The sequence below is a fragment of the Ruegeria sp. BA12 genome (assembly GCF_056539625.1).
This window is the reverse complement of record NZ_JBQFVF010000013.1, coordinates 74548-93985: the sequence shown is the minus strand read 5'-3', so window position 1 is coordinate 93985 and position 19438 is coordinate 74548. Positions and strand designations below refer to the sequence as shown.

Here is a 19438-nt window from a genome sequence, read left to right as displayed (position 1 = left end):
GCTTTTTACCCTTCCGCGCGGCCCCTGCCGCCGTCATCCGTTTCGCGCAAGCCACGCAGGCGCTGCGCTTCCTCTACAACACGTTTGGCGAGTCCACCAGAGGCCATGGCCGCATGAATCACGGTTTGGCGCCCAAATGCCTGTCCTAACTCGTCTGCGGTCAGCCAACCGATGTATTTTCCAAAGTGCGGCGTGCTGAGTTTCGACTTGCCGCGCCCCGATCCATCGCTGGCCTGAATCAGCACTTGTGCCTCTTCCCGGTCCAGCCATGTCTTGACCTTTTCGTACCCAGCGACCGCGTCACCGGACTTGCGCGCCAGGCTCAACAGCTCGATCACCCGGCGCGAAACCTGTTTTTCGACCTCATCGGTCAAATCCTGTGGCACGCTGACTTGCGCTTTGAACCCGCGGGCGAACAGCTTCTTGCCAACGGCCTTGTCCAGTGCAGCGCGATCCGCCGCCACATAGACTCCGCGACCCGGCAATTTCGCCGCGACATCCGGATAGACCTGCCCGTCCGGCCCCGTCACAAAGCGTATCAACCCATATTTAGGTTGAATGTCGCCCGTGGCGATGCACTTGCGTTCAGGTCCTTCGGACCGATCCTTATGGACGCCACCGCGACCCATGCGCGCACCCCGAGGCCTGAGATCAGGCCTCGGCCTCCTCGTCTACTGCTTCGCCATCTTCTTCGGCTTGTTCCAGCTCGGCGGGATCGACCCAGCCCAGCATGATACGTGCGGTCATGACCAGATCCTGTGCTTCTTCCAGCGTAACGCCGAAAGGCTCAAGCACACCGTCATCCTTGATTCGCTCACCATCGACCGTGGTCCAGCCGCCGGCCAGTTCCCAATCGGCGCAGGTGGCAAAATCCTCAAGCGTTTTTACGTCGTCCTTTGCCAGCGCTTCCACCATCTGGGGTGTCAGGCCTTCGAATTCAATAAGGCTGTCCTCGGCACCCAAGGCACGGGCTGCGTCCAGCGCTGCCTTGGCCTGGGCTTCCAGGAATTCACGGGCGCGGGTTTGCAGCTCCTGCGCAGTGCCTTCGTCGACGCCGTCAATGACCAGCAGCTCTTCCAGCTCGACATAGGCAACCTCTTCGAGGTTGGTAAAGCCTTCCGAAACCAGAAGTTGCGCGAAGAATTCGTCCAGATCGAGGCTTTCCATGAACAGCTGCGTGCGGGCTTCGAACTCTTTCTGACGGCGCGCCGATTCTTCGGCCTCGGTCATGATGTCGATATCCAGATTTGTCAGCTGGCTGGCCAGACGCACGTTCTGACCGCGGCGACCGATTGCGAGGCTCAGCTGTTCCTCAGGCACAACAACTTCGATCTTGCCGGCTTCTTCGTCCAGAACCACCTTGGAAACCTCGGCGGGCTGCAGCGCGTTCACCAGGAAGGTCGGCTGGTCTTCGTTCCACGGGATGATGTCGATCTTTTCGCCCTGCAGCTCGTTCACAACGGCCTGCACGCGGCTACCGCGCATACCAACGCAGGCACCGACAGGATCGATGGACCCATCGTACGAAATCACGGCAATCTTGGCGCGGGAGCCGGGGTCACGGGCCACGGCCTTGACCTCGATGATGCCGTCATAGATCTCCGGCACTTCCATCTTGAACAGCTCGGCCATGAATTCCGGCGCAGTGCGCGACAGGAAGATCTGGTGGCCACGAACCTCGCGGCGCACTTCCTTGATATAGGCACGCACGCGGTCATTCGGGCGATAGCTTTCGCGGCCGATCTTGTCATTGCGGCGCAGAACGGCTTCGGCACCGCCCAGATCGACGATGACATTGCCAAACTCTTCGCGCTTAACCGCACCGTTGATGATGGTACCCGCACGATCCTTGAATTCTTCGTACTGACGGTCGCGCTCAGCTTCGCGAACCTTTTGCAGGATGACCTGCTTGGCGGACTGAGCAGCAATCCGGCCCATTTCAACCGGGGGAACCTCTTCGACGAAGACGTCGCCGACCTCGGGCGCTTCCATGTACTGCTTGGCCTGCTCGACGGTCATCTCGGCCTGATAATTCTCAAGCTCTTCATCCTCGACCACGGTGCGAACGCGGGTGAATGTCGCTTTGCCGGTCTTGCGATCGATGCTGACACGGATATCCATCTCGGCGCCGTAACGGCTCTTGGCGGCACGGGCGAGCGATTCTTCCATCGCTTCGACAACCAGACCGGGGTCGATCATCTTTTCGCGGGCCACGGCCTCGGCGGTCTGCAGCAGCTCCAGCTGGTTGGCTGAGGTGATTGCCATCAGTTCGTCTCCTCTTCGGACCCTTCGGTCTCAATCTCGTCGAAAGCGTTTTCGTTCAGGGCACCGGCGTCCTTGCGCTGGCGCAACATTTCCTTGATCAGGTCATCGGTCAAAACCAACTTGGCATCGCTTAGCCAGTCGAATTGCAGACCAATGGTGATTGTCTCGGACCCTTCGGGGATGTTGATCAGAACCTCGTCGCCCTCGATCCCAGCCAGCTCACCCTTGAACCGGCGGCGGCCATCGATCAGCTCGGCGGTCTCGATCTTGGCCTCATACCCCTCGAACATCTCAAAATCCTTGAGACGGGTCAGAGGACGATCAATGCCCGGGCTTGAAACCTCAAGCGTATAGGCGTCAAGAATCGGATCTTCGACATCCAGCGTGGCGCTAACCGCGTTCGAGATTTCGGCGCAATCATCCACTTCGATGCCGCCATCAGGCTTGTCGGCCATGATTTGCATCGTGGTGGTCTTGCCACTCATCAGGCGGATGCGGACCAGCTCATACCCCAGATCTTCGATCACGGGGGTGATGATCTCGGCCAGCCGCCGATCAATCGCCGCTTTGGCTATCAGGTCGTTTGTCATCAGGTGCTCTACCCTGTCATACGGGCACAAAAAAACGGGCGCGCGGCCCGTCGAAATTTCCGGTGGAGCCCCGGACCGAAGCCCGACACGCCGCTGTTGCAACTGCATATACGCAGGGTTTCCCGAATCTGCAACCCCCGGTGCACGACGTGATCGGATTTACGCCATCCACCACCGTTCGGCGATGCGGCCATCGTCCAGTGCGCGGCCCGCCCCGATCTGGCGCGGCATGCCCACATGTGGGGCCACGGCCAGTGCCATATCCGATTCGCTTGGGTGAAAACGCAGCCCGCGCTGGCCTTTCAACTCGCCGCCTGAGAGCAGCGCCGCCACGTCGACGAACCCGTCGCGCAACGCCTCGGCCCGGACACGGGCGTCGGGGATGACAATGATTTCGAACGTCTCGGCCCACCCGGCCTTGCCGTCCTTATAGTGCCCGACCACCTTGCGGCCCAGGAAATGACGATCATCCTCGGCGCGTTCCACGCGGTAGCATCCGGTACCATTGGCCGCGTGCAAAGGCGTCACGCCTTGTCCGTCGCGGGTGATGACAAAGCGGCTGTCGGCCAGCAGGAACGGCAGGCCCGGATTTGCCTCAGCCAGTTCAAGCTGCACCTGATTGGGCGATACGGCTTCGACCCGCCCAACATTGCCCAGAACTGCCATCACATCCGCAACGTCCAGCGGCACGCCATCGTGAAAGGTAACATCCTCGCGCAGATCGAACTGCCAGACCCGCGCATCCGCGTCCGTGTGCCAACCCGTCGCAAGCTCACCGCGCAAGGTGCCATCTGGGGCAATTTCGGTCAGAGTATCAAACACCGCCCCACGGGCCACCTGTTCCAAGCTGTCATCGCGTGGCACAGCCAGCCGCAGTGCACCACCGGCCTTAGGCGTATCCGCCAGCGACGCCCCCGCGGCCGCCAGCAAAGCTGCGGCAGCACCCGAGGCAAACAGAGCACGACGGTCAATCCGGGTCATACCACCCCCTCGGCCACGCGATCCATGATCCGGACCAGCTCGGCGCTGATACCGGGTTCAGACAGGGCGTGGCCTGCGTTGCGGACCATCTTCAGTTCGGCATTGGGCCAGCGTTCGGCCAGATTCCACGCGGCCTGTGGTGGGCAGATCATGTCATAGCGACCCTGCACGATATGGCCGGGGATATGAGCGATCTTGTCCATCTGGTCCAGAATCTGACCATCCTTCTCTAGGAAGGCGCTATTGATGAAATAGTGATTCTCAAGCCGCGCAAAGGCCCGCGCATATTCGCCAGGGCTTTCCCCCGTCCCGCCTTGGGCATGAATTGAAGCCAGCGCGTTCTCCCACGCGGACCAGGCCCGCCCATACAGGATTTCCGTGGCCCGATCCCCCGAAAACAGGCGTTTGTTATAAGCAGCGATCGTGTCGGTCAGCTCAGCCTCGGTCAACAGAGCGGTGAATTTCGCCCATTGCTCGGGCCAGAACTTGCCTGCGCCGCCGCCATAGAACCAATCAAGCTCGGCCTGTGTGGCCAGGAACACGCCGCGCAGCACCAGACGGTTCACGCGATCCGGGTGCGCCTGTGCATAGATCAGCGCCAGAGTCGCGCCCCAACTGCCGCCAAACACAGCCCAATCCTCGATATCCAGTAGGGTGCGCAACCGTTCGATATCGGCCACCAGATGCCATGTCGTATTGTCGGTCACCGACGCATGGGGCCGCGACCGGCCACAGCCGCGCTGATCGAATAGAATCACCCTATAGACGCTGGGATCGAAATAACGGCGCATCGCCGGGCTACAGCCGCCGCCCGGCCCGCCATGCAGCACCACAACCGGTATCCCCTTTGGATTGCCGCATTGTTCCATATAAATGCGATGCCCTTCGCCCATATCCACCATTCGCTGATCGAACGGGTCGATCGGCGGGTACAGATATTGCACTGCGCGCTTTTGGTCCGGGTACTTGTCCATTATGGCCCTATATAGTCCTTAAACGTAAAAGAGCATACGGAGACAGGAATGCAAGCGCATCCGAACACTGTGGATCCATCCGAGATCGCAAAATTCGAAGCGATGGCCGCAGAATGGTGGGATCCTCACGGGAAATTCAAACCGCTGCACATGATGAATCCGTGCCGTCTGGATTATATCACACAGCAGATCGCGGGCGAATTTGACCGGGATTTGACCGCGCCGAACCCGTTTCAGGGCCTGCGTTTGCTGGATATCGGCTGCGGCGGAGGGCTGCTGAGCGAACCGATGGCGCGCCTTGGGGCCGAGGTCGTGGGCGCCGACGCCGCCGAGGGCAACCTGCCCGTTGCGCGCATCCACGCGGAACAGTCCGGGCTGGACATCGACTATCACCACACCACCGCCGAGGCGTTGGCCGAGGCGGGCGAGCAATTTGATGTGGTGTTGAACATGGAAGTGGTCGAGCACGTGGCCGACCCACTGTCCTACCTGACCGCCACACAACAGTTGCTGAAACCCGGCGGGTTGGAGATTTGTTCCACCATCAACCGCAACCCGAAATCGTATGCTATGGCGATCGTCGGGGCCGAGGTCGTCATGCGCTGGCTGCCGCGGGGTACGCATGAGTGGAACAAGTTCATCACCCCCGATGAGCTGTTCGACCTGCTGCGCCAAGCCGGGCTGGAGCCGGTGGACCGCAAGGGGTTCGTATTCAACCCGATTCTTTGGAGTTGGTCGATCTCGGACCGGGATCTGAGCGTCAATTACGTCACAGCCAGCATTCGCCCAGAGTAAGGACTTTTTATGTCAGTAATCCCTGAAGGTTGCAGCCTGTTCGTCGTAGACATCGAATACATTGTACCAATGAATCAGGTGGAACCCGTAATCGACTCGCATATGGATTTTGTGCACGCGTCATATAAAGATGGCCGGTTCCTGATGTCCGGGCCCAAGGTTCCACGCAGTGGCGGTCTGATCGTGATGACCGCCGACAGCCGGGAGGAGGCTGAGAAGTATCTGGAACATGACCCGTTCGCACAAGAAAAGGTTGCCAAATTTCGCGTGACCGAGTTCCGGGCGTCCAACCTGCATCCCGCTTTGAAAGCCTGACTCACTCGTCTTCGAGTCGGATTCTCAAATCCCGCAGCACCGGCAGCGTGCTGCGGACACGCTCCAGCCCCAGCTCTCCGACCACGCGGTTGATCAGCGGCGCAATCGACGAAATTGCCTGATCGCGCGCACGACGACCGGCGGGGCTGATCGCGACCATCTTGCGGCGGGCGTCGTCCCAGTCGGGGCGGATGTGGATGTATCCGGCCCATTCCAGCTTGGCCAAGGTGTTGGTCATCGCCCCTCGGGTCACGTGGAACGTATTGGCCAGCTGCGCGGGGCTGCGCTCATCCCCGACAAACACCAGATGGTTCAGCACCGAGAAATGCGAAATTTCCATGCCCTTGGGCAACACCCGGCTCAGCCGGTTGCGCAATAGTTGATCGGCGGTCAGGATCTCGCTGAACAGCGTGACCGCAAGGGCATTATGTTCGTCAGTCATGGTCCGGTTCTGGATCAGGGCCCGTCGAAAGGCCGCACGTGAGTCAACGAGGGCACCCGACGGCGCGCCTCTGACACAGAACTATCATCCAAATCGAAAAAGTGAATGCCTGGATCGTCCCCTGCGTCGACAACGACCTCTCCCCACGGGGCCACAACCATGCTGTGACCGTAGGTTTGACGTGTTCTGCCGCGGGTTTTCGGATGCTCTCCGGTCTGTGCCGGGGCCAGCACCCAACAGCCGGTTTCAATCGCCCGCGCGCGCAGCAGTGATTCCCAATGGGCTGCGCCGGTGACCGGCGAAAACGCCGCTGGAATGGTCAGAATTTGCGCCCCCGCCTGCGCCAAAGCGGCATAGAGATGTGGGAAACGGATGTCATAACAGATGCTCAGACCAACCGTGCCGAAATCGGTTTTGGCCAGCACCGCCTTATCGCCAGGGCGATAGTTTTTGGATTCGCGGAAGGTCTCAGATTCCGAGACCTGCACGTCAAACATGTGAATCTTGTCATACCGCACCACGATCTGCCCTTGCGGGTCGATCAAAAAGGAACGGTTGGCAAAACGCCCATCGGCATCGTGGGTTTTGATGGCCAAAGACCCAATCAGCAGCCAGACGCCCAGCGCGGCGGCCTGTTCACGCAGACCCGCCAGCGTTTGGTCGTCTTCTTCATGCTGTAGAACGTTGCGCTGTCGGGTTGTGCTGGTGGACACGCAATTCGTCACCTCGGGCGTCAGAATGAACCGCGCGCCTTGACCTGCGGCCTCGGCCACCATGGCGCGCACCATTTCCAGATTTTCGGCCGGGTTATCCGACGAAGTGATTTGCAGCAGCGCGGATTTCATCAGGCCGCCAAAAGACGGTCCAGCTTGCCCTGACGGTCCAGTTCGTACAGGTCATCGCAGCCGCCCACATGCTGCGTCCCGACGAAAATCTGCGGCACGGTGCGTTTACCGCCTGCGCGTTTGATCATCTCTGGCTTGCGCTTGGGGTGCATCAGCACGTCGATCTCTTTGAATTCGACGCCTTTCTGTTTCAGCAGTCGTTTGGCCGCATGGCAAAAACCGCACAGCGGCGAGGTATAGATTTCAACCGGTTTCATATTCCGTCCCTTTGGGTTTCGCGTGATCTTCCGCGAATTAGGCATCCTTGGCAACGCGTGCCAGTACCAACACGAAAATATGATTTGCACCCGCTGCATGGCAGGCACGCGCACAGGCTGTCAGAGTCGCACCAGAGGTCAAGACATCATCGACCAGCAAGATATCCCGTCCTTTAGTGCGCGACCCCTGCCTGGGATGCGCCGAGATCGCACCGGCCAGGGTTTCCGCCCGCTGAGCAGCGGTTTTCCCGTCCAGAACTGGCGTTCGTGCCCGTCGGTGCAACAGGTCCGGGCACACCTCAATTCCCGTTTCCCACCCCAGATGCTGGGCTAGCAATGCCGACTGGTTGTACCGCCGCTTGATCAAACGGGACCAGTGCAGGGGTACAGGCGCGATCAGCATGTTGTCGCGAAATAGATCCCGCCCGGCTTGCGCCATCCACCTAGCTGCTGGCTTTGCCAGCTCAGGTCTGTCGCCGTGTTTCAAGGCCAGAATCAAGGCGCGCGCCTTGCCATCGTACATCAGCGCAGCCCGACCATCCTGCCAGGGGCGGGCCGTTTTCATGCAGTCATCGCATTCGATCCGGTGACCATCCACCTCGCCCGGCAAGGGCACCCCGCAGCTTTCGCATACCACTCCGCCAATGAAAGGCGTGTCGCGCCAGCAAGCACCGCACAGGCCGAAATCCGCTTCGGTCAATTCACCACATCCCAGACATCGCGGTGGATAGATCAACTCGACAGCGGTTTGAATCCGCTGCCATATGCGGTAGTTGCGCCCTATGAAACTGCCTGAGTCCAACGCACCCTCTCTGTTCGACCGCCCAGCCCTGATCCGACACCGTGCCCGCGCGCGGGACGAGGCGCTGTTTTTGCATCGCGCCGCGGTGGATGAGGTGCAGGATCGGCTCTCCATGGTTAATAAAACCTTTACGGCCCCGGCGATTGTGACGCCGTTTGCGCATATCTGGCAGGACGTTTTGCCGGAGGCACAGATCGTTTCGGATGACGATGTTCTGGACCTAGCACCCAGAGCGCATGATCTGGTGATTCACGCCATGGCGCTGCATTGGGCCAATGATCCGGTGGGGCAGCTGATCCAATGTCACCGCGCCCTGCAGCCCGACGGCTTGCTGCTGGTGGTGTGTCTCGGCGGTGAAACCCTGCACGAGTTACGCGCCGCCCTTGGGCAGGCCGAGATCGAGGTCACAGGTGGCCTCAGCCCCCGTATCGCCCCGATGGCCGAGCTGCGCGATCTGGGCGGGTTACTACAACGCGCGGGGCTAGCGCTGCCGGTCGCCGATACCGCTCGTCTGACGGCGGAATACCGCGACTTGACCCATCTGATGCATGATCTGCGCGCGATGGGAGAGACCAACAGCCTGTCCGGACGCATGAAACACGCCACACAGCGGCAGGTCTTTGCCCGGGCGCAGCAGATTTACGCCGATCACTTCCCGACACCGCAGGGGCGTTTGTCGTCCACTTATGAATTGATTTGCCTGACCGGCTGGTCACCCGATGACAGCCAGCAAAAACCATTGCGTCCGGGATCAGCGCAGGCGCGCTTGGCCGAGGCGCTGGGAACGAAAGAAGGCAAACTGTCCAATTGACGACCGGAGATTTCCGGTTATCTCAGCCAGATACAGAGAACTCTCAGGAAGCTCGAAATGTTTGACGCCACTCGCCCCGATCATGCCCCTGCGGACCACCCCAAGGTCAAAATGGGCCGCGTCGGCATCCTGCTGGCCAATCTTGGCACACCGGACGACTATAGCTATTGGCCGATGCGCCGGTATCTGAACGAGTTTCTGTCGGATCAGCGCGTTATCGACTATCCCAAATGGAAATGGCAACCGATCCTGCAGGGAATCATCCTGACCAAACGCCCGTTCAGCTCGGGCGAAGCGTACAAATCGATCTGGAACCACGACAAGGGCGAAAGCCCGCTGATGACGATCACCAAGGACCAGACCGCTAAGCTGCGCAACGCAATGCAGGCGCGTTATGGCGATCAGGTGCTGGTCGATTTCTGCATGCGCTACGGCAACCCGTCGACCAAATCGAAAGTGCGCGAAATGGTGGCGGCGGGCTGCGACCGCATCCTGTTCTTCCCGCTTTATCCGCAATATGCGGGCGCGACGACGGCCACCGCCAATGATCAGTTCTTCCGCGCGCTGATGGATGAAGCCTGGCAACCGGCCGCCCGCACCGTACCTGCCTATTTCGATGAACCCGCCTTTATCGACGCTCTGGCCGGGTCGGTGGAACAGGCCTATGCAGCGATGGAAGCCAAGCCGGATATATTGGTTTGCTCCTATCACGGGATGCCGGAACGGTATTTGCAGCAGGGCGATCCATACCACTGCCAATGCGCAAAAACCTCGCGCTTGCTCAAGGAACGGCTGGATTGGTCGGATGATCAGCTTGTTTCAACCTTCCAATCGCGATTCGGGCCTGAGGAATGGTTGAAGCCGTATACGGTCGACCACGTGGCCGAGTTGGCGCGGCAGGGCAAGAAAAACATTGCCGTGATCGCACCGGCGTTTTCCGCCGATTGCATCGAAACGCTGGAAGAGATCAACGAAGAAATCAAGGAAAGCTTCGAAGAGGCGGGCGGTGAAACCTTTACCTATATACCCTGCCTCAACGATGATGATTCGCACATCGCGGCATTGGGCAGGGTGATCGAAGACAATCTGAAGGGTTGGCTGGACTAAGCAGCACCCATCAATCAGGCATGAAAAAAGGCGGTGGATCGCTCCACCGCCTTTTCTCTAGATGACGCTCGTCAAATTAGCTTGCTGCAACAGCTGCGGCAACTACGACCAGCAGGATCAGCGGCAGGATGATTCCCTGCGACGAACCTTGAGTTTCCTCTACAACAACCGGTGCTTCAACAACCGGCTCTTCCAGGTTACCGGCATAAGCGGTCGAAGCAGCAGCAGTCAGTGCAGCGGCGAGAACGAGTTTCTTCATATTAACCTCCAGAATTTGCACGGTTCCGAATAGTGAAACCGCACACCCAAGACTTACCTCGTGTTTTTTTCTAACCAGCTATCCGACTGGAATGCAATTGCAACTTGCGCCGCAAGCGGGTTCGTGCGCGAAAATGTCGTCAAATTAGCAACACTTGCGTGCCGACCTTCGCCATTGAAAACAATTCCGCGATATCCTCATTGAACAAACCGATGCACCCATTCGACGAACGGCGGCCAATTTTGCGCGTATCATGTGTTCCGTGGATGCGATAATATTTCCAACTCAGATACAAAGCGTGCGTTCCCAATGGGTTATCAGGACCCGGCGGGATATAATCCGGCCATTCGGGGTTGCGCTTTTTCATCGAAGGCGTGGGTGACCAGCTCGGACCCTCGACTTTGCGGATCACACTTGTACGACCACGGCGCGTCAGCTCCTCGGTCAGAGGTACGGACGAGGGGTAAAGTTTATACACCCGCTGGTCGTCGGACCAGTAATGTAACGCGCGCGAGACGGTATCGACCAGAATGGCCCCGTTATTTGTGTTCGAGAAATAGGGTTGCCAATCCAACGCACGAAAGCCCGAGATATTTCGCCGCACATTGGGTTCCGCCTCGGGTGCGGGGCGCAGCGGGTCGCCGGGAATGTATTGCGCAATCGCAGGTGAGGCCAGCAGGGCTGAAGCCCCGGCCAGGAATCCGCGACGGGAAGCTACATGAATGTGTTTCTTGACCATGAGGGGCGGTCCTTTGCTAAGGCCAGTCTGAAAATCTGTCGTATTCTATTGCCAGAATGCTTCAGTCGCAAATCAAACCGGCAGAATCACGCAGAATGGGTCCATTGTGCGTTTGCTCAAGACGGTCTGTCACGCTATGCCGTAGATTAACACAATCATCAGGTCGATCATGACGCGTATTATTTCACTACTGTTTGCCTGCTTTATTGCGCTGGCCGCATGTACACCCAGCAGCACCCCGACATATGGATCGGATGGCCGGCCGCTGCCGACCGTCTACAAAATCCGGGGCAATCCCGAAAAACTGCAGTTCCGCATGCTTGATTCGGTCAACGCACTGCGTCAGGCGCAGGGCTTGCAGTCAGTGCAGCTGAATTCGCAGCTTAATGCCGCGGCCGCCACCCACGCCAAGGACATGGCACGGCAAAACCGCCCATGGCATTTTGGGTCGGACGGATCATCGCCAATCGACCGCGCCCAGCGCGTGGGCTATTTTGGCACGTTCCTGGGCGAAGCAATTTCCGAGACCTATGAAACCGAAACCGAAACGCTGGCCGCCTGGATGCAAGAACCTGGTCCGCGCTCGGTGATTTTGGACCCCAAGGCCACGCAGATGGGTTTTGCATGGCATCAGGAAGGTGGCGGGAAAATCTGGTGGACGCTGGAAATGGGCGCTGGCGGTTAACCGCAACCCCATCCGAAAACGAAAATGCCCCCGGAAAACCGGGGGCTTTTTTCATATCCTTAAAGGCTTAGGCCGCTTGCATAGACTGCGCTTCGGTCAAAATCGCATACAGCTTGACCGGGTCCGGGTTGGCCCGCAACTTGGCGCAGACCGAGGTGTCACGCAGGGTGCGGGACACCAACGCCAGTGCTTTCAGATGATCCACCCCGGCCTCTTCTGGGGCGAACAGGGCAAAGGCGATATCGACCGGCTGACGGTCAACCGATCCGAAATCGATCGGTTTTTCCAACATGACAAACACGCCTGAAACGTTTTCCAATTCAGCCATACGGGCATGTGGCAAAGCCACGCCATGACCCACACCAGTCGGCCCCAGGCTTTCCCGTTCCAGCAGCCCTTCGACAACAATCTGGGCATCAAGGCCCAACGCTGCCTCAGCCACATCCGCAATTTCCTGAAACAACCGCTTCTTGCTGGAAGCGGCGGACAGTACGCGAACTGCTTCGGGCTTCAGTATGCTCGAAAGCTCCATGATTACGCTCCATGGCGATGCCCCCGCATTTGCAGGGGCCTGCCTTTGCTATTCTTGCCTGTTACGGATCGATCCAGCCGATATTACCGTCCTCCCGACGATAAACGACGTTCAATCCGTCCTTGTTTTCATTCCGGAACACCAGCACCGGGGCGCCGGCCAGTTCCATCTGCATGACGGCTTCACCAACACTCAGCGATGGGATCTTGGTTTCCATCTCAGCCACGATCATCGGCTGCAGAGATTCGGGTTCGGCTGCCGAGTCAGATTCGTCAGAGGCGAGGATATAGGACGACGCCCCAAAGAGTTCAACAGGCTCAGACCGATCCTTGTGGTGATCCTTCAAACGCCGCTTATATCGGCGCAGCTGTGTTTCCATCTTGTCGCAGCAACCTTCGAACGCCGCATAGATTTCAGTTGCATGAGCTTTGGCCTGCGCCGTCAGCCCCGTAGAAAGATGTACGGTGGTTTCGCATACATATTCATGCGCTGAACGGGAAAAGACGACGTTGGCATCTGTCGGACGCTGGGCATATTTGCCCACAACCTCGCCCAGTTCGGTCTGCACGTGAGTTTGCAGCGCCGCGCCGATGTCGATCTGTTTTCCGCTGATTTGGTAACGCATGTGATCTCCTTCACAATTCACACCCATTCTTACGTCACGTTACGCGACGCACGTGTTTTTATCGGGTGGGGGAAAAAGGCATATCCTGCAGTAGCCGCGCCATTTGCCCTTCCAGGAAGGGGCATCGTGATCCAGACGGAAACCGAAGAAATGCCATGACCCAATTGAGGCAAGAGACGGCGGGAGAGTCAATCAAAACAGACGTGTATATACGTGATTTCCGCCATGCAGTCGGCGCATTTCTGCGCAAGCTTATGATATACGGAAATTTTCACCCAGATAGACACGGCGGACGTTCTCATTTTCGACCACTTCGTCCGGGGTGCCAGACATCAGCACCTGACCGTCATGCAGGATATAGGCGCGATCCACAATCTCCAACGTTTCCCGCACGTTGTGGTCGGTGATCAGAACCCCGATACCGCGTTTTTTCAGATCAGCGACCAGGTGGCGGATATCGCCCACGCTGATCGGGTCGACACCCGCAAAAGGTTCATCCAACAGCAGGTATTTCGGGTCGGCCGCCAGACAGCGCGCAATTTCAACCCGGCGGCGTTCACCGCCCGACAAGGCCAGCGCGGGTGCCCGGCGCAGGTGTTCAATCGAAAAATCCGATAGCAGCTCTTCCAGCCGCTCTTTGCGGCGATGGGCGTGGCGGACAGTGATATCCAGAACCGAGGCGATGTTGTCCTCGACGCTCATGCCGCGGAAGATCGACATCTCTTGCGGCAGATATCCGATGCCCAAACGCGCGCGGCGGTACATCGGCAATGTTGTCACGGTCTGCCCGTCGATCGTAACCGTGCCCGCCTCGGGGAAGACCAGCCCGGCAACCGAGTAGAACGTGGTGGTTTTGCCCGACCCGTTCGGACCCAGCAGCGCCACAACCTCGGACCTGTCAAGCGTCATCGACACATCGCGGATCACGGTCTTTTTGCTATAGGATTTCCGCAGCTTTTCTATTCTGAGGCCGGATTGCCCCTCGGCCACGGTCAGTTCAGGCCGCGCCATCAATTATTGCCCTGCTGCAGGATGGTTTTGACATTGCCTGTCATCGTTGCCGTGCCAGTGGTCAGATCAGCATTCATCTGATCGCCGCTGATGGTGCTGGGCCCCTGCGTTAGCAGCACATTGCCCTTCATCACGATCACACCTGAATCAATGGTGTATTCGGCCCAGTCACCCTCGGCCGCGTCGGGCGGGCTGACCAGAACCACATCTTCGGTCGCTTCCATCCGCTCGATACCCGAGCGATCCTCATTATACAGAACCAGCACCCGTTCAGCGGTCAGGCGCATTTCCCCCTGAATGACGATCACATTGCCTACAAATTCGGCCGAGCCGTTTTCTTGATTGACGTTGAGGGTTTCCGAGGTCACCTCGACCGGCAGCGAAGGGTCAGCCTTGACCGCGCCAAACGCAACCTGAGTCTCCTGCGCCGCCGCAGAAAAAGCACCAAGTGTCAGTACAAGGCAAAGTGGAACAAATCGAAAATCGAACACAGGTTATCTTTCTGCTTTTTCAGGCTCGTATATCAGCTTCACGCCGTCTGTAAAAATAATATGGACCGGTCCGTCCTTTTTTTCCGTTCCAAAGGTCATGCCACCTGCTGAAATGTTGCCGAGAATTCCGGTGCCGTGCACCTCACCCGGCGCGTCACCGCGAATTTCATCCAGCGCGGTGTTCAGCAGATCGGTTGTGATCTCGGTGCCATCGGTCGAAGTGATGACCACATCGCCAATAAAGGTTGCGGTGTTTTTGTCGGGGCGGATCATGCCAGAGTTGGAATCCAACGTGATAACGCCGCCGCCCGAAAGGCCCAGGCGGCCCCGGAACTCGGCCGCTGTCGGGGTGGAAACTTCGGTGCCCTGCGTGGCGCGGGTCGCTTGGATCTGGACCTCTTCGCCCTTGCGCGTGGTGCCGCGGTAGTTTGGCTGCGTCACCACCTGATCGGCCAACCGTTCGTCGATATCCTGTTGGGAAAAGGGCACGGACACATTGGTTTCGATGCTGCGCGACAGCAAGAACACAGTGGACAGCATCAAGATGGCCACCAAAGGCAGCACCACCTTAAAAAACTGAACCATGCGTGAATGTCCGTCCACCGCTCAGCCCCTACCTAGCCCAGACCGACGCGCAAGCAGTCGTGGATGTGCAGCAGCCCCTCGGCCTGCCCCTGTCCTTCGGGATCAACTACAAACAGCGAGGTGATCTTGCGATCGTTCATGATCGCAACCGCCTCTTCCGCCATAGCGTTTGGTGCGATGGTCATCGGGTTGCGGGTCATCACCTCTTCGGTGGTTCTGTTCAGCAACCCTTCCATGTTCCGGCGCAAGTCACCATCCGTGACGATGCCCATCAGGCGGCCCGCCTCGTCGGTCACGCCGACGACACCAAAGCTTTTCTGGCTCATGACCAGCAAGGCTTCGCTCATCGGGGTGCCAACAGGCACCACGGGCAGGTCGGCATGCATCAGATCGCGCACAGTGGACAGCTGCGCCCCCAGTTTGCCGCCGGGGTGGAAGGCGCGGAAATCCTCGGGCTGGAAGTCGCGGTATTTCATCAGCGCAATGGCCAACGCATCGCCCATCGCCAATGTCAGCGTGGTCGAGATCGAGGGCACCATGCCGAACCCGCAAGCCTCACCCAGCGACGGGATCAGCAGATGCACATCGGCCTGCTTCATCAACGTGCTTTCCGGCTTGCTGGACAGGCCGATCAGCGGAATGCCAAAGCGGCGGGTAAAGGCCAGCAGGTTTACCAGTTCCGGTGCCTCGCCCGAATTGGAAATCGCCACAACAACATCACCTTTGGAGACCATGCCCAGATCCCCATGGCTGGCCTCGGCCGGATGCACGAAATAGGCAGGCGTGCCGGTGCTGGCCAGGGTGGCCGCAATCTTGTGACCGATATGGCCGGATTTGCCGATGCCGCTGATGATGATGCGACCCGGAGCCTGCAGGATCATCTGCACGGCTTCGGCAAAGTGCTCGTCCAGACTGTCGGCCAGCACGTCCAGCGCGCGGGCCTCGTCGGTGACGACCTGTTTGGCGGTTCTCAGAAAGGACTCGTTATCAGTCATGAGTGTGCAAAGATATCCGTTTCGGGCCAGCCTGCGAGGTCAAGTTTCGCACGCGTCGGCAAGAAGTCAAAACACGCCTGTGCCATCTCGGCACGGCCTTCGCGGGCCAAACGCCCGTCCAGCGCATCGCGTAGCTGATGCAAGTACAGAACGTCCGAGGCCGCATATTCCAACTGAGCGTCGGTCAGGGTTTCGGCCCCCCAGTCGCTCATCTGCTGCTGCTTCGAAATATCGACACCAATCAGCTCCTGACACAGGTTCTTCAGGCCATGACGGTCGGTATAGGTGCGCACCAGACGGCTGGCGATCTTGGTGCAATAGACCGGCGCGGCCAGTGCGCCAAAGGTGTGGTACATCGCGGCAATGTCAAACCGTCCAAAATGGAATAGCTTTAACACGTCGGGGTTTTCCAACATGGCGCACAGGTTTGGTGCCTGCGTCTGGCCCTTTTCAACCTGCACGATATGGCTGTTGCCGTCGCCGCCCGACATCTGGATCACGCACAGGCGGTCGCGATGCGGGTTCAGCCCCATGGTTTCGCAATCAATGGCCACCACAGGGCCCAGGTCCAACCCGTCCGGCAGGTCGTTTTTATAAAGATGGTTCGCCACGGGGTCTTCCTTTATGCGATATCGCCCCCGAGATAGGAGGTTTGGCCCGTAAACTCAACGCCATCAATAGAATGCGACAAACATGCGCGGATTTCTTGACCCCAACTGCTTTGACAGGAAAATGGATAAGGCCGCCGTGCGTCTGGCATTAAGCAGGCCCTGACGCGACGCCAATTGAAAAAAGGTCCGAACCGCCGATGCTGAGTGTCCTGCGAATCCGCACCTATCGCCATCTGTTGGGGGCTCAGGTCGTTGCGTTGACGGGCACCGGTTTGGCGACAATTGCGTTGGGGCTACTGGCTTATGATCTGGCAGGTGGCGCGGCCAGTCTGGTGTTGGGAACCGCGCTGACGATCAAGATGGTGGCTTATTTGGTCGTCGCCCCACTTGCCGCAGCCTTCGCAGAGCGGCTCGACCGCCGCCGGATGCTAGTGACGTTGGATCTGGTGCGTGCGGCAGTTGCGGTCTGTCTGCCTTTCGTGACCGAGATCTGGCAGGTTTACGTGCTGATCTTTGTCCTGCAATCCGCATCCGCCGGGTTCACCCCGGCGTTTCAGGCCACCATCCCCGACGTGCTGACCGATGAGCAGGACTATACCAAGGCGCTCTCCCTGTCGCGGCTTGCCTATGATCTTGAAAGCCTGCTCAGCCCTGCTCTGGCCGCAGCGCTTTTGCTGTTCGTCAGTTTCGACAGCCTGTTCTGGGGTACGGGGCTGGGGTTCATCGCCTCGGCACTGTTGGTGGTGTCGGTTGCCCTGCCCTCACCCAAACCGACAAGACGCCGTGGTATTTATGACCGTACGACACGCGGCATTCGTCTTTACCTGAGCACACCCCGACTGCGCGGATTACTTGCCCTGACTTGGACAGCAGCGACCCTCAGCGCGATGATTATCGTCAATACGGTTGTAATTGTGCGGTCCGATTTGGGCCTGTCGGAAAGCGCTGTGGCCATAGCGTTGGCCGGGTTCGGCGGTGGTTCGATGCTGGCCGCATTTGCCCTGCCCAAACTGTTAGATCGGTTCATGGACCGCACCGTTATGCTAGGCGGGGCCATTTTCGGAACCCTGGCAATTGGTCTCTCTGCCATCCTGTTCGCGGCTATGCCGATCTCTCTGATCGGTCTCGCAATACTCTGGGCCTGCATCGGGTTTGGCTATTCCGCCACGCTGACGCCTTCAGGCCGGTTGCTGACCCGCTCGACCCGATCCGAAGACCGACCAGCCGTGTTTGCCGCCCAGTTCACCCTGTCGCACGCCTGCTGGCTGGTGCTATATCCACTGACCGGCTGGATCATGACCACAACCAGCACGGCGGCAACGTTGGGCTGGATGACCCTGATCGCGGCCCCCGGGGTTATGGTGGCCCTTGTGATCTGGCCGCGTTCGGACCGGAAAGCCGTTTCAAAAGAACATGCTGACATGTCTTGAGCCCCCCTGCCCCGGTGCATTACACCTTGGTGCATCATGGATCAGCTAGACCGTCGCATCATCGCCGCCCTGCAGCACAACGCTCGCGAATCGACCACCAAGATTGCCGCGAAGCTGGGCGTGGCCCGAACCACCGTGCATGAACGCATCAGCCGCATGGAAGAGCGTGGCGTGATCGCAGGCTATTCGGTGGTTCTGAACAGCCCCGAAGACGCCCCGAGCGTACAGGTGGTCGTGCTGCTGGAAGTGCAGCAAAAGGAAACCAAGCGTATCATCAATCGGCTTGAGGCTTACCCCGAGGTCAAGCTCTGCCTGTCGATAAATGGCGAGTTCGACCTCCTGCTATCGGCCGAGGCCCCGCGGATCGAGGACCTGGATATTCTGGTTGATGATCTGGCCAAGATCCCCGGCGTGCTGCGCACCAATACCAGCGTTGTCTTCGGCCGCCGGATTGATCGAATCTGAACGGCTGATAACCCTCTGTAAACCCTAGCAGGATTAGCTTGGCCGGGACTGATCAGAATCCCGGACCGGCAGAATGCCCCATCGTTTGATCTTTGGCCTGAGTTTGCTTGCGTTGAGTGCGGCGCAACAGGTCTTTGCCATGCCCGATGCCAGCGGTGCGGGCATTTGCGATGCAGCCGCGCGCCGCGCTGCCCAATCCCAGGGTGTACCGCTGGATGTCTTACGCGCGATTGCGCGGGTGGAAACCGGGCGGTTGCGGGACGGGCAGTTGGAACCCTGGCCCTGGACCATCAATGTCGAAGGGCAAGGATACTGGTTCACGTCCGAGTTTGAGGCGAAATCTTACGTTTTCGACATTTTCAAAGCAGGCAAGCGCAGCTTTGACATCGGCTGTTTCCAGATCAATTACCGTTGGCACGGCAAGGCATTCCGGTCCATCGACGCCATGTTCGACCCGGATGAAAACGCCACCTACGCCGCCCGGTTTCTGAATGAACTGTATGCCGAGCTTGGATCGTGGCCCGCAGCCGTTGGGGCCTATCATTCCCGCACACCATCGCTGGCCAATGCTTACTCGGGCCGGTTTCAGACCGTACTGGCACAACTGGATCAATCCTTGCCCACTGCCCCGGAACGGGCCGCGCGCGACCCGTTTACCACCGCCGCAACCCCTCTGATCCCGGTCAACCTGCCGCAACCGGGTGGCGGCGCGCTGGGGTCGCTGGTTCCGCCTTCGGGCACTGCCACCGCCTTTATCTCGTTCAACTAGGAGGCATGCGTGTCCAAGATCGACGCCCGTTCCCTGTTTTCTCCGACCGTGCTGCTG

General features: G+C 59.0%; 26 protein-coding genes. 8 read left to right on the top strand and 18 right to left on the bottom strand.

The genetic code is table 11. The features are described from left to right. Positions 1 to 5: 5 nt before the first annotated feature. The 5 genes from ACR0B0_RS19475 to pip all read right to left on the bottom strand — a co-directional run bounded on the left by ACR0B0_RS19475 (position 6) and on the right by pip (position 4810). Positions 6 to 629, bottom strand: coding sequence for an RNA-binding protein (locus tag ACR0B0_RS19475; protein WP_170351915.1), 624 nt, complete (start codon positions 627 to 629; stop codon positions 6 to 8). A gap of 22 nt (positions 630 to 651) precedes the next feature. Beyond that, the gene (nusA, locus tag ACR0B0_RS19470) at positions 652 to 2265 is read right to left on the bottom strand and encodes a transcription termination factor NusA (RefSeq protein WP_170351914.1); all 1614 of its coding nucleotides are present in this window, start codon (positions 2263 to 2265) and stop codon (positions 652 to 654) included. Next, the gene (gene rimP / locus ACR0B0_RS19465) at positions 2265 to 2855 is read right to left on the bottom strand and encodes a ribosome maturation factor RimP (RefSeq protein ID WP_170351913.1); all 591 of its coding nucleotides are present in this window, start codon (positions 2853 to 2855) and stop codon (positions 2265 to 2267) included. Before rimP ends, nusA begins: the two co-directional genes overlap by 1 nt. Before the next feature lie 159 nt (positions 2856 to 3014). Further along, complete coding sequence (locus ACR0B0_RS19460; protein WP_480649191.1) at positions 3015 to 3836, bottom strand: ABC transporter substrate-binding protein; 822 nt, start codon at positions 3834 to 3836, stop codon at positions 3015 to 3017. Then, complete coding sequence (gene pip, locus ACR0B0_RS19455) at positions 3833 to 4810, bottom strand: prolyl aminopeptidase (protein ID WP_170351911.1); 978 nt, start codon at positions 4808 to 4810, stop codon at positions 3833 to 3835. The genes ACR0B0_RS19460 and pip overlap by 4 nt, the downstream gene beginning before the upstream one ends. A gap of 48 nt (positions 4811 to 4858) precedes the next feature. Here pip and ubiG point away from each other — a divergent pair, with 48 nt between their 5' ends. Together ubiG and ACR0B0_RS19445 are read left to right on the top strand one after the other, a co-directional pair. Beyond that, positions 4859 to 5605 carry a bifunctional 2-polyprenyl-6-hydroxyphenol methylase/3-demethylubiquinol 3-O-methyltransferase UbiG gene (gene ubiG / locus ACR0B0_RS19450; RefSeq protein WP_480649189.1) on the top strand — a complete coding sequence of 249 codons (747 nt, stop codon included), beginning with the start codon at positions 4859 to 4861 and terminating at the stop codon, positions 5603 to 5605. Positions 5606 to 5614: 9 nt separating this feature from the next. Beyond that, positions 5615 to 5920 (top strand): YciI family protein, encoded by a 306-nt coding sequence (locus ACR0B0_RS19445; protein WP_170361897.1) that lies wholly within the window; start codon positions 5615 to 5617, stop codon positions 5918 to 5920. Position 5921: 1 nt separating this feature from the next. Here the strand turns inward: ACR0B0_RS19445 and ACR0B0_RS19440 are convergent, their stop codons facing one another. Genes ACR0B0_RS19440 through ACR0B0_RS19425 form a run of 4 tightly spaced genes read right to left on the bottom strand, consistent with a single transcriptional unit; the run spans position 5922 to position 8266 of the window. After that, positions 5922 to 6362 (bottom strand): MarR family winged helix-turn-helix transcriptional regulator, encoded by a 441-nt coding sequence (locus ACR0B0_RS19440; protein ID WP_170351908.1) that lies wholly within the window; start codon positions 6360 to 6362, stop codon positions 5922 to 5924. A gap of 14 nt (positions 6363 to 6376) precedes the next feature. Beyond that, entirely contained in the window at positions 6377 to 7207 is an 831-nt protein-coding gene (locus tag ACR0B0_RS19435; RefSeq protein ID WP_170361896.1) for a carbon-nitrogen hydrolase family protein, read from the bottom strand. After that, entirely contained in the window at positions 7207 to 7464 is a 258-nt protein-coding gene (gene grxC, locus ACR0B0_RS19430) for a glutaredoxin 3 (RefSeq protein ID WP_170351906.1), read from the bottom strand. The genes ACR0B0_RS19435 and grxC overlap by 1 nt, the downstream gene beginning before the upstream one ends. A 37-nt stretch (positions 7465 to 7501) precedes the next feature. Beyond that, complete coding sequence (locus tag ACR0B0_RS19425) at positions 7502 to 8266, bottom strand: double zinc ribbon domain-containing protein (protein WP_480649187.1); 765 nt, start codon at positions 8264 to 8266, stop codon at positions 7502 to 7504. Here ACR0B0_RS19425 and ACR0B0_RS19420 point away from each other — a divergent pair. Both ACR0B0_RS19420 and hemH read left to right on the top strand, forming a co-directional pair. Then, positions 8247 to 9077, top strand: coding sequence for a methyltransferase domain-containing protein (locus ACR0B0_RS19420; protein ID WP_254440280.1), 831 nt, complete (start codon positions 8247 to 8249; stop codon positions 9075 to 9077). The two genes, ACR0B0_RS19425 and ACR0B0_RS19420, sit on opposite strands and share 20 nt — an antisense overlap. A 57-nt stretch (positions 9078 to 9134) precedes the next feature. Beyond that, a complete protein-coding gene (gene hemH, locus ACR0B0_RS19415) occupies positions 9135 to 10184 on the top strand; it encodes a ferrochelatase (RefSeq protein ID WP_480649185.1) in 1050 nt (349 codons plus the stop codon). Positions 10185 to 10260: 76 nt separating this feature from the next. On the opposite strand, the gene ACR0B0_RS19410 is transcribed toward hemH, so the two are convergent. Next, positions 10261 to 10443 (bottom strand): hypothetical protein, encoded by a 183-nt coding sequence (locus ACR0B0_RS19410; protein WP_010442520.1) that lies wholly within the window; start codon positions 10441 to 10443, stop codon positions 10261 to 10263. 139 nt (positions 10444 to 10582) lie between these two features. Continuing rightward, a complete protein-coding gene (locus tag ACR0B0_RS19405) occupies positions 10583 to 11182 on the bottom strand; it encodes a L,D-transpeptidase (protein WP_170351903.1) in 600 nt (199 codons plus the stop codon). Positions 11183 to 11351: 169 nt separating this feature from the next. Between ACR0B0_RS19405 and dalA the strand changes: the two genes are divergently transcribed. After that, positions 11352 to 11867, top strand: coding sequence for a divisome-associated lipoprotein DalA (gene dalA, locus ACR0B0_RS19400; protein ID WP_170361893.1), 516 nt, complete (start codon positions 11352 to 11354; stop codon positions 11865 to 11867). A gap of 67 nt (positions 11868 to 11934) precedes the next feature. On the opposite strand, the gene ACR0B0_RS19395 is transcribed toward dalA, so the two are convergent. From ACR0B0_RS19395 to ACR0B0_RS19365, 7 genes are all read right to left on the bottom strand, one after another. After that, positions 11935 to 12399: a PTS sugar transporter subunit IIA gene (locus tag ACR0B0_RS19395; protein ID WP_170351901.1), complete on the bottom strand. Its 465-nt coding sequence runs from the start codon at positions 12397 to 12399 to the stop codon at positions 11935 to 11937. A gap of 61 nt (positions 12400 to 12460) precedes the next feature. After that, positions 12461 to 13024, bottom strand: a complete 564-nt coding sequence (gene hpf, locus ACR0B0_RS19390; protein WP_170351900.1) for a ribosome hibernation-promoting factor, HPF/YfiA family — start codon at positions 13022 to 13024, stop codon at positions 12461 to 12463. Positions 13025 to 13276: 252 nt separating this feature from the next. Next, complete coding sequence (gene lptB, locus ACR0B0_RS19385) at positions 13277 to 14035, bottom strand: LPS export ABC transporter ATP-binding protein (protein WP_170351899.1); 759 nt, start codon at positions 14033 to 14035, stop codon at positions 13277 to 13279. Then, the gene (locus ACR0B0_RS19380; RefSeq protein WP_413247494.1) at positions 14035 to 14526 is read right to left on the bottom strand and encodes an LptA/OstA family protein; all 492 of its coding nucleotides are present in this window, start codon (positions 14524 to 14526) and stop codon (positions 14035 to 14037) included. The genes lptB and ACR0B0_RS19380 overlap by 1 nt, the downstream gene beginning before the upstream one ends. Positions 14527 to 14529: 3 nt before the next feature. Continuing rightward, positions 14530 to 15111 (bottom strand): LPS export ABC transporter periplasmic protein LptC, encoded by a 582-nt coding sequence (lptC, locus tag ACR0B0_RS19375; protein ID WP_174818944.1) that lies wholly within the window; start codon positions 15109 to 15111, stop codon positions 14530 to 14532. A 32-nt stretch (positions 15112 to 15143) separates the two neighbouring features. Further along, entirely contained in the window at positions 15144 to 16106 is a 963-nt protein-coding gene (locus tag ACR0B0_RS19370) for a KpsF/GutQ family sugar-phosphate isomerase (RefSeq protein ID WP_170361891.1), read from the bottom strand. Further along, positions 16103 to 16717: a ribonuclease D gene (locus ACR0B0_RS19365; protein ID WP_170552350.1), complete on the bottom strand. Its 615-nt coding sequence runs from the start codon at positions 16715 to 16717 to the stop codon at positions 16103 to 16105. The genes ACR0B0_RS19370 and ACR0B0_RS19365 overlap by 4 nt, the downstream gene beginning before the upstream one ends. Positions 16718 to 16914: 197 nt before the next feature. On the opposite strand from ACR0B0_RS19365, the gene ACR0B0_RS19360 reads away from it, so the two are divergent. The 3 genes from ACR0B0_RS19360 to ACR0B0_RS19350 all read left to right on the top strand — a co-directional run bounded on the left by ACR0B0_RS19360 (position 16915) and on the right by ACR0B0_RS19350 (position 19381). Beyond that, the gene (locus ACR0B0_RS19360) at positions 16915 to 18147 is read left to right on the top strand and encodes an MFS transporter (protein WP_480649183.1); all 1233 of its coding nucleotides are present in this window, start codon (positions 16915 to 16917) and stop codon (positions 18145 to 18147) included. Positions 18148 to 18183: 36 nt separating this feature from the next. Then, the gene (locus ACR0B0_RS19355) at positions 18184 to 18612 is read left to right on the top strand and encodes an Lrp/AsnC family transcriptional regulator (RefSeq protein WP_170351894.1); all 429 of its coding nucleotides are present in this window, start codon (positions 18184 to 18186) and stop codon (positions 18610 to 18612) included. Between the two features lie 73 nt (positions 18613 to 18685). After that, the gene (locus ACR0B0_RS19350; RefSeq protein WP_480649181.1) at positions 18686 to 19381 is read left to right on the top strand and encodes a lytic transglycosylase domain-containing protein; all 696 of its coding nucleotides are present in this window, start codon (positions 18686 to 18688) and stop codon (positions 19379 to 19381) included. The last annotated feature ends 57 nt before the right edge of the window (positions 19382 to 19438 follow it).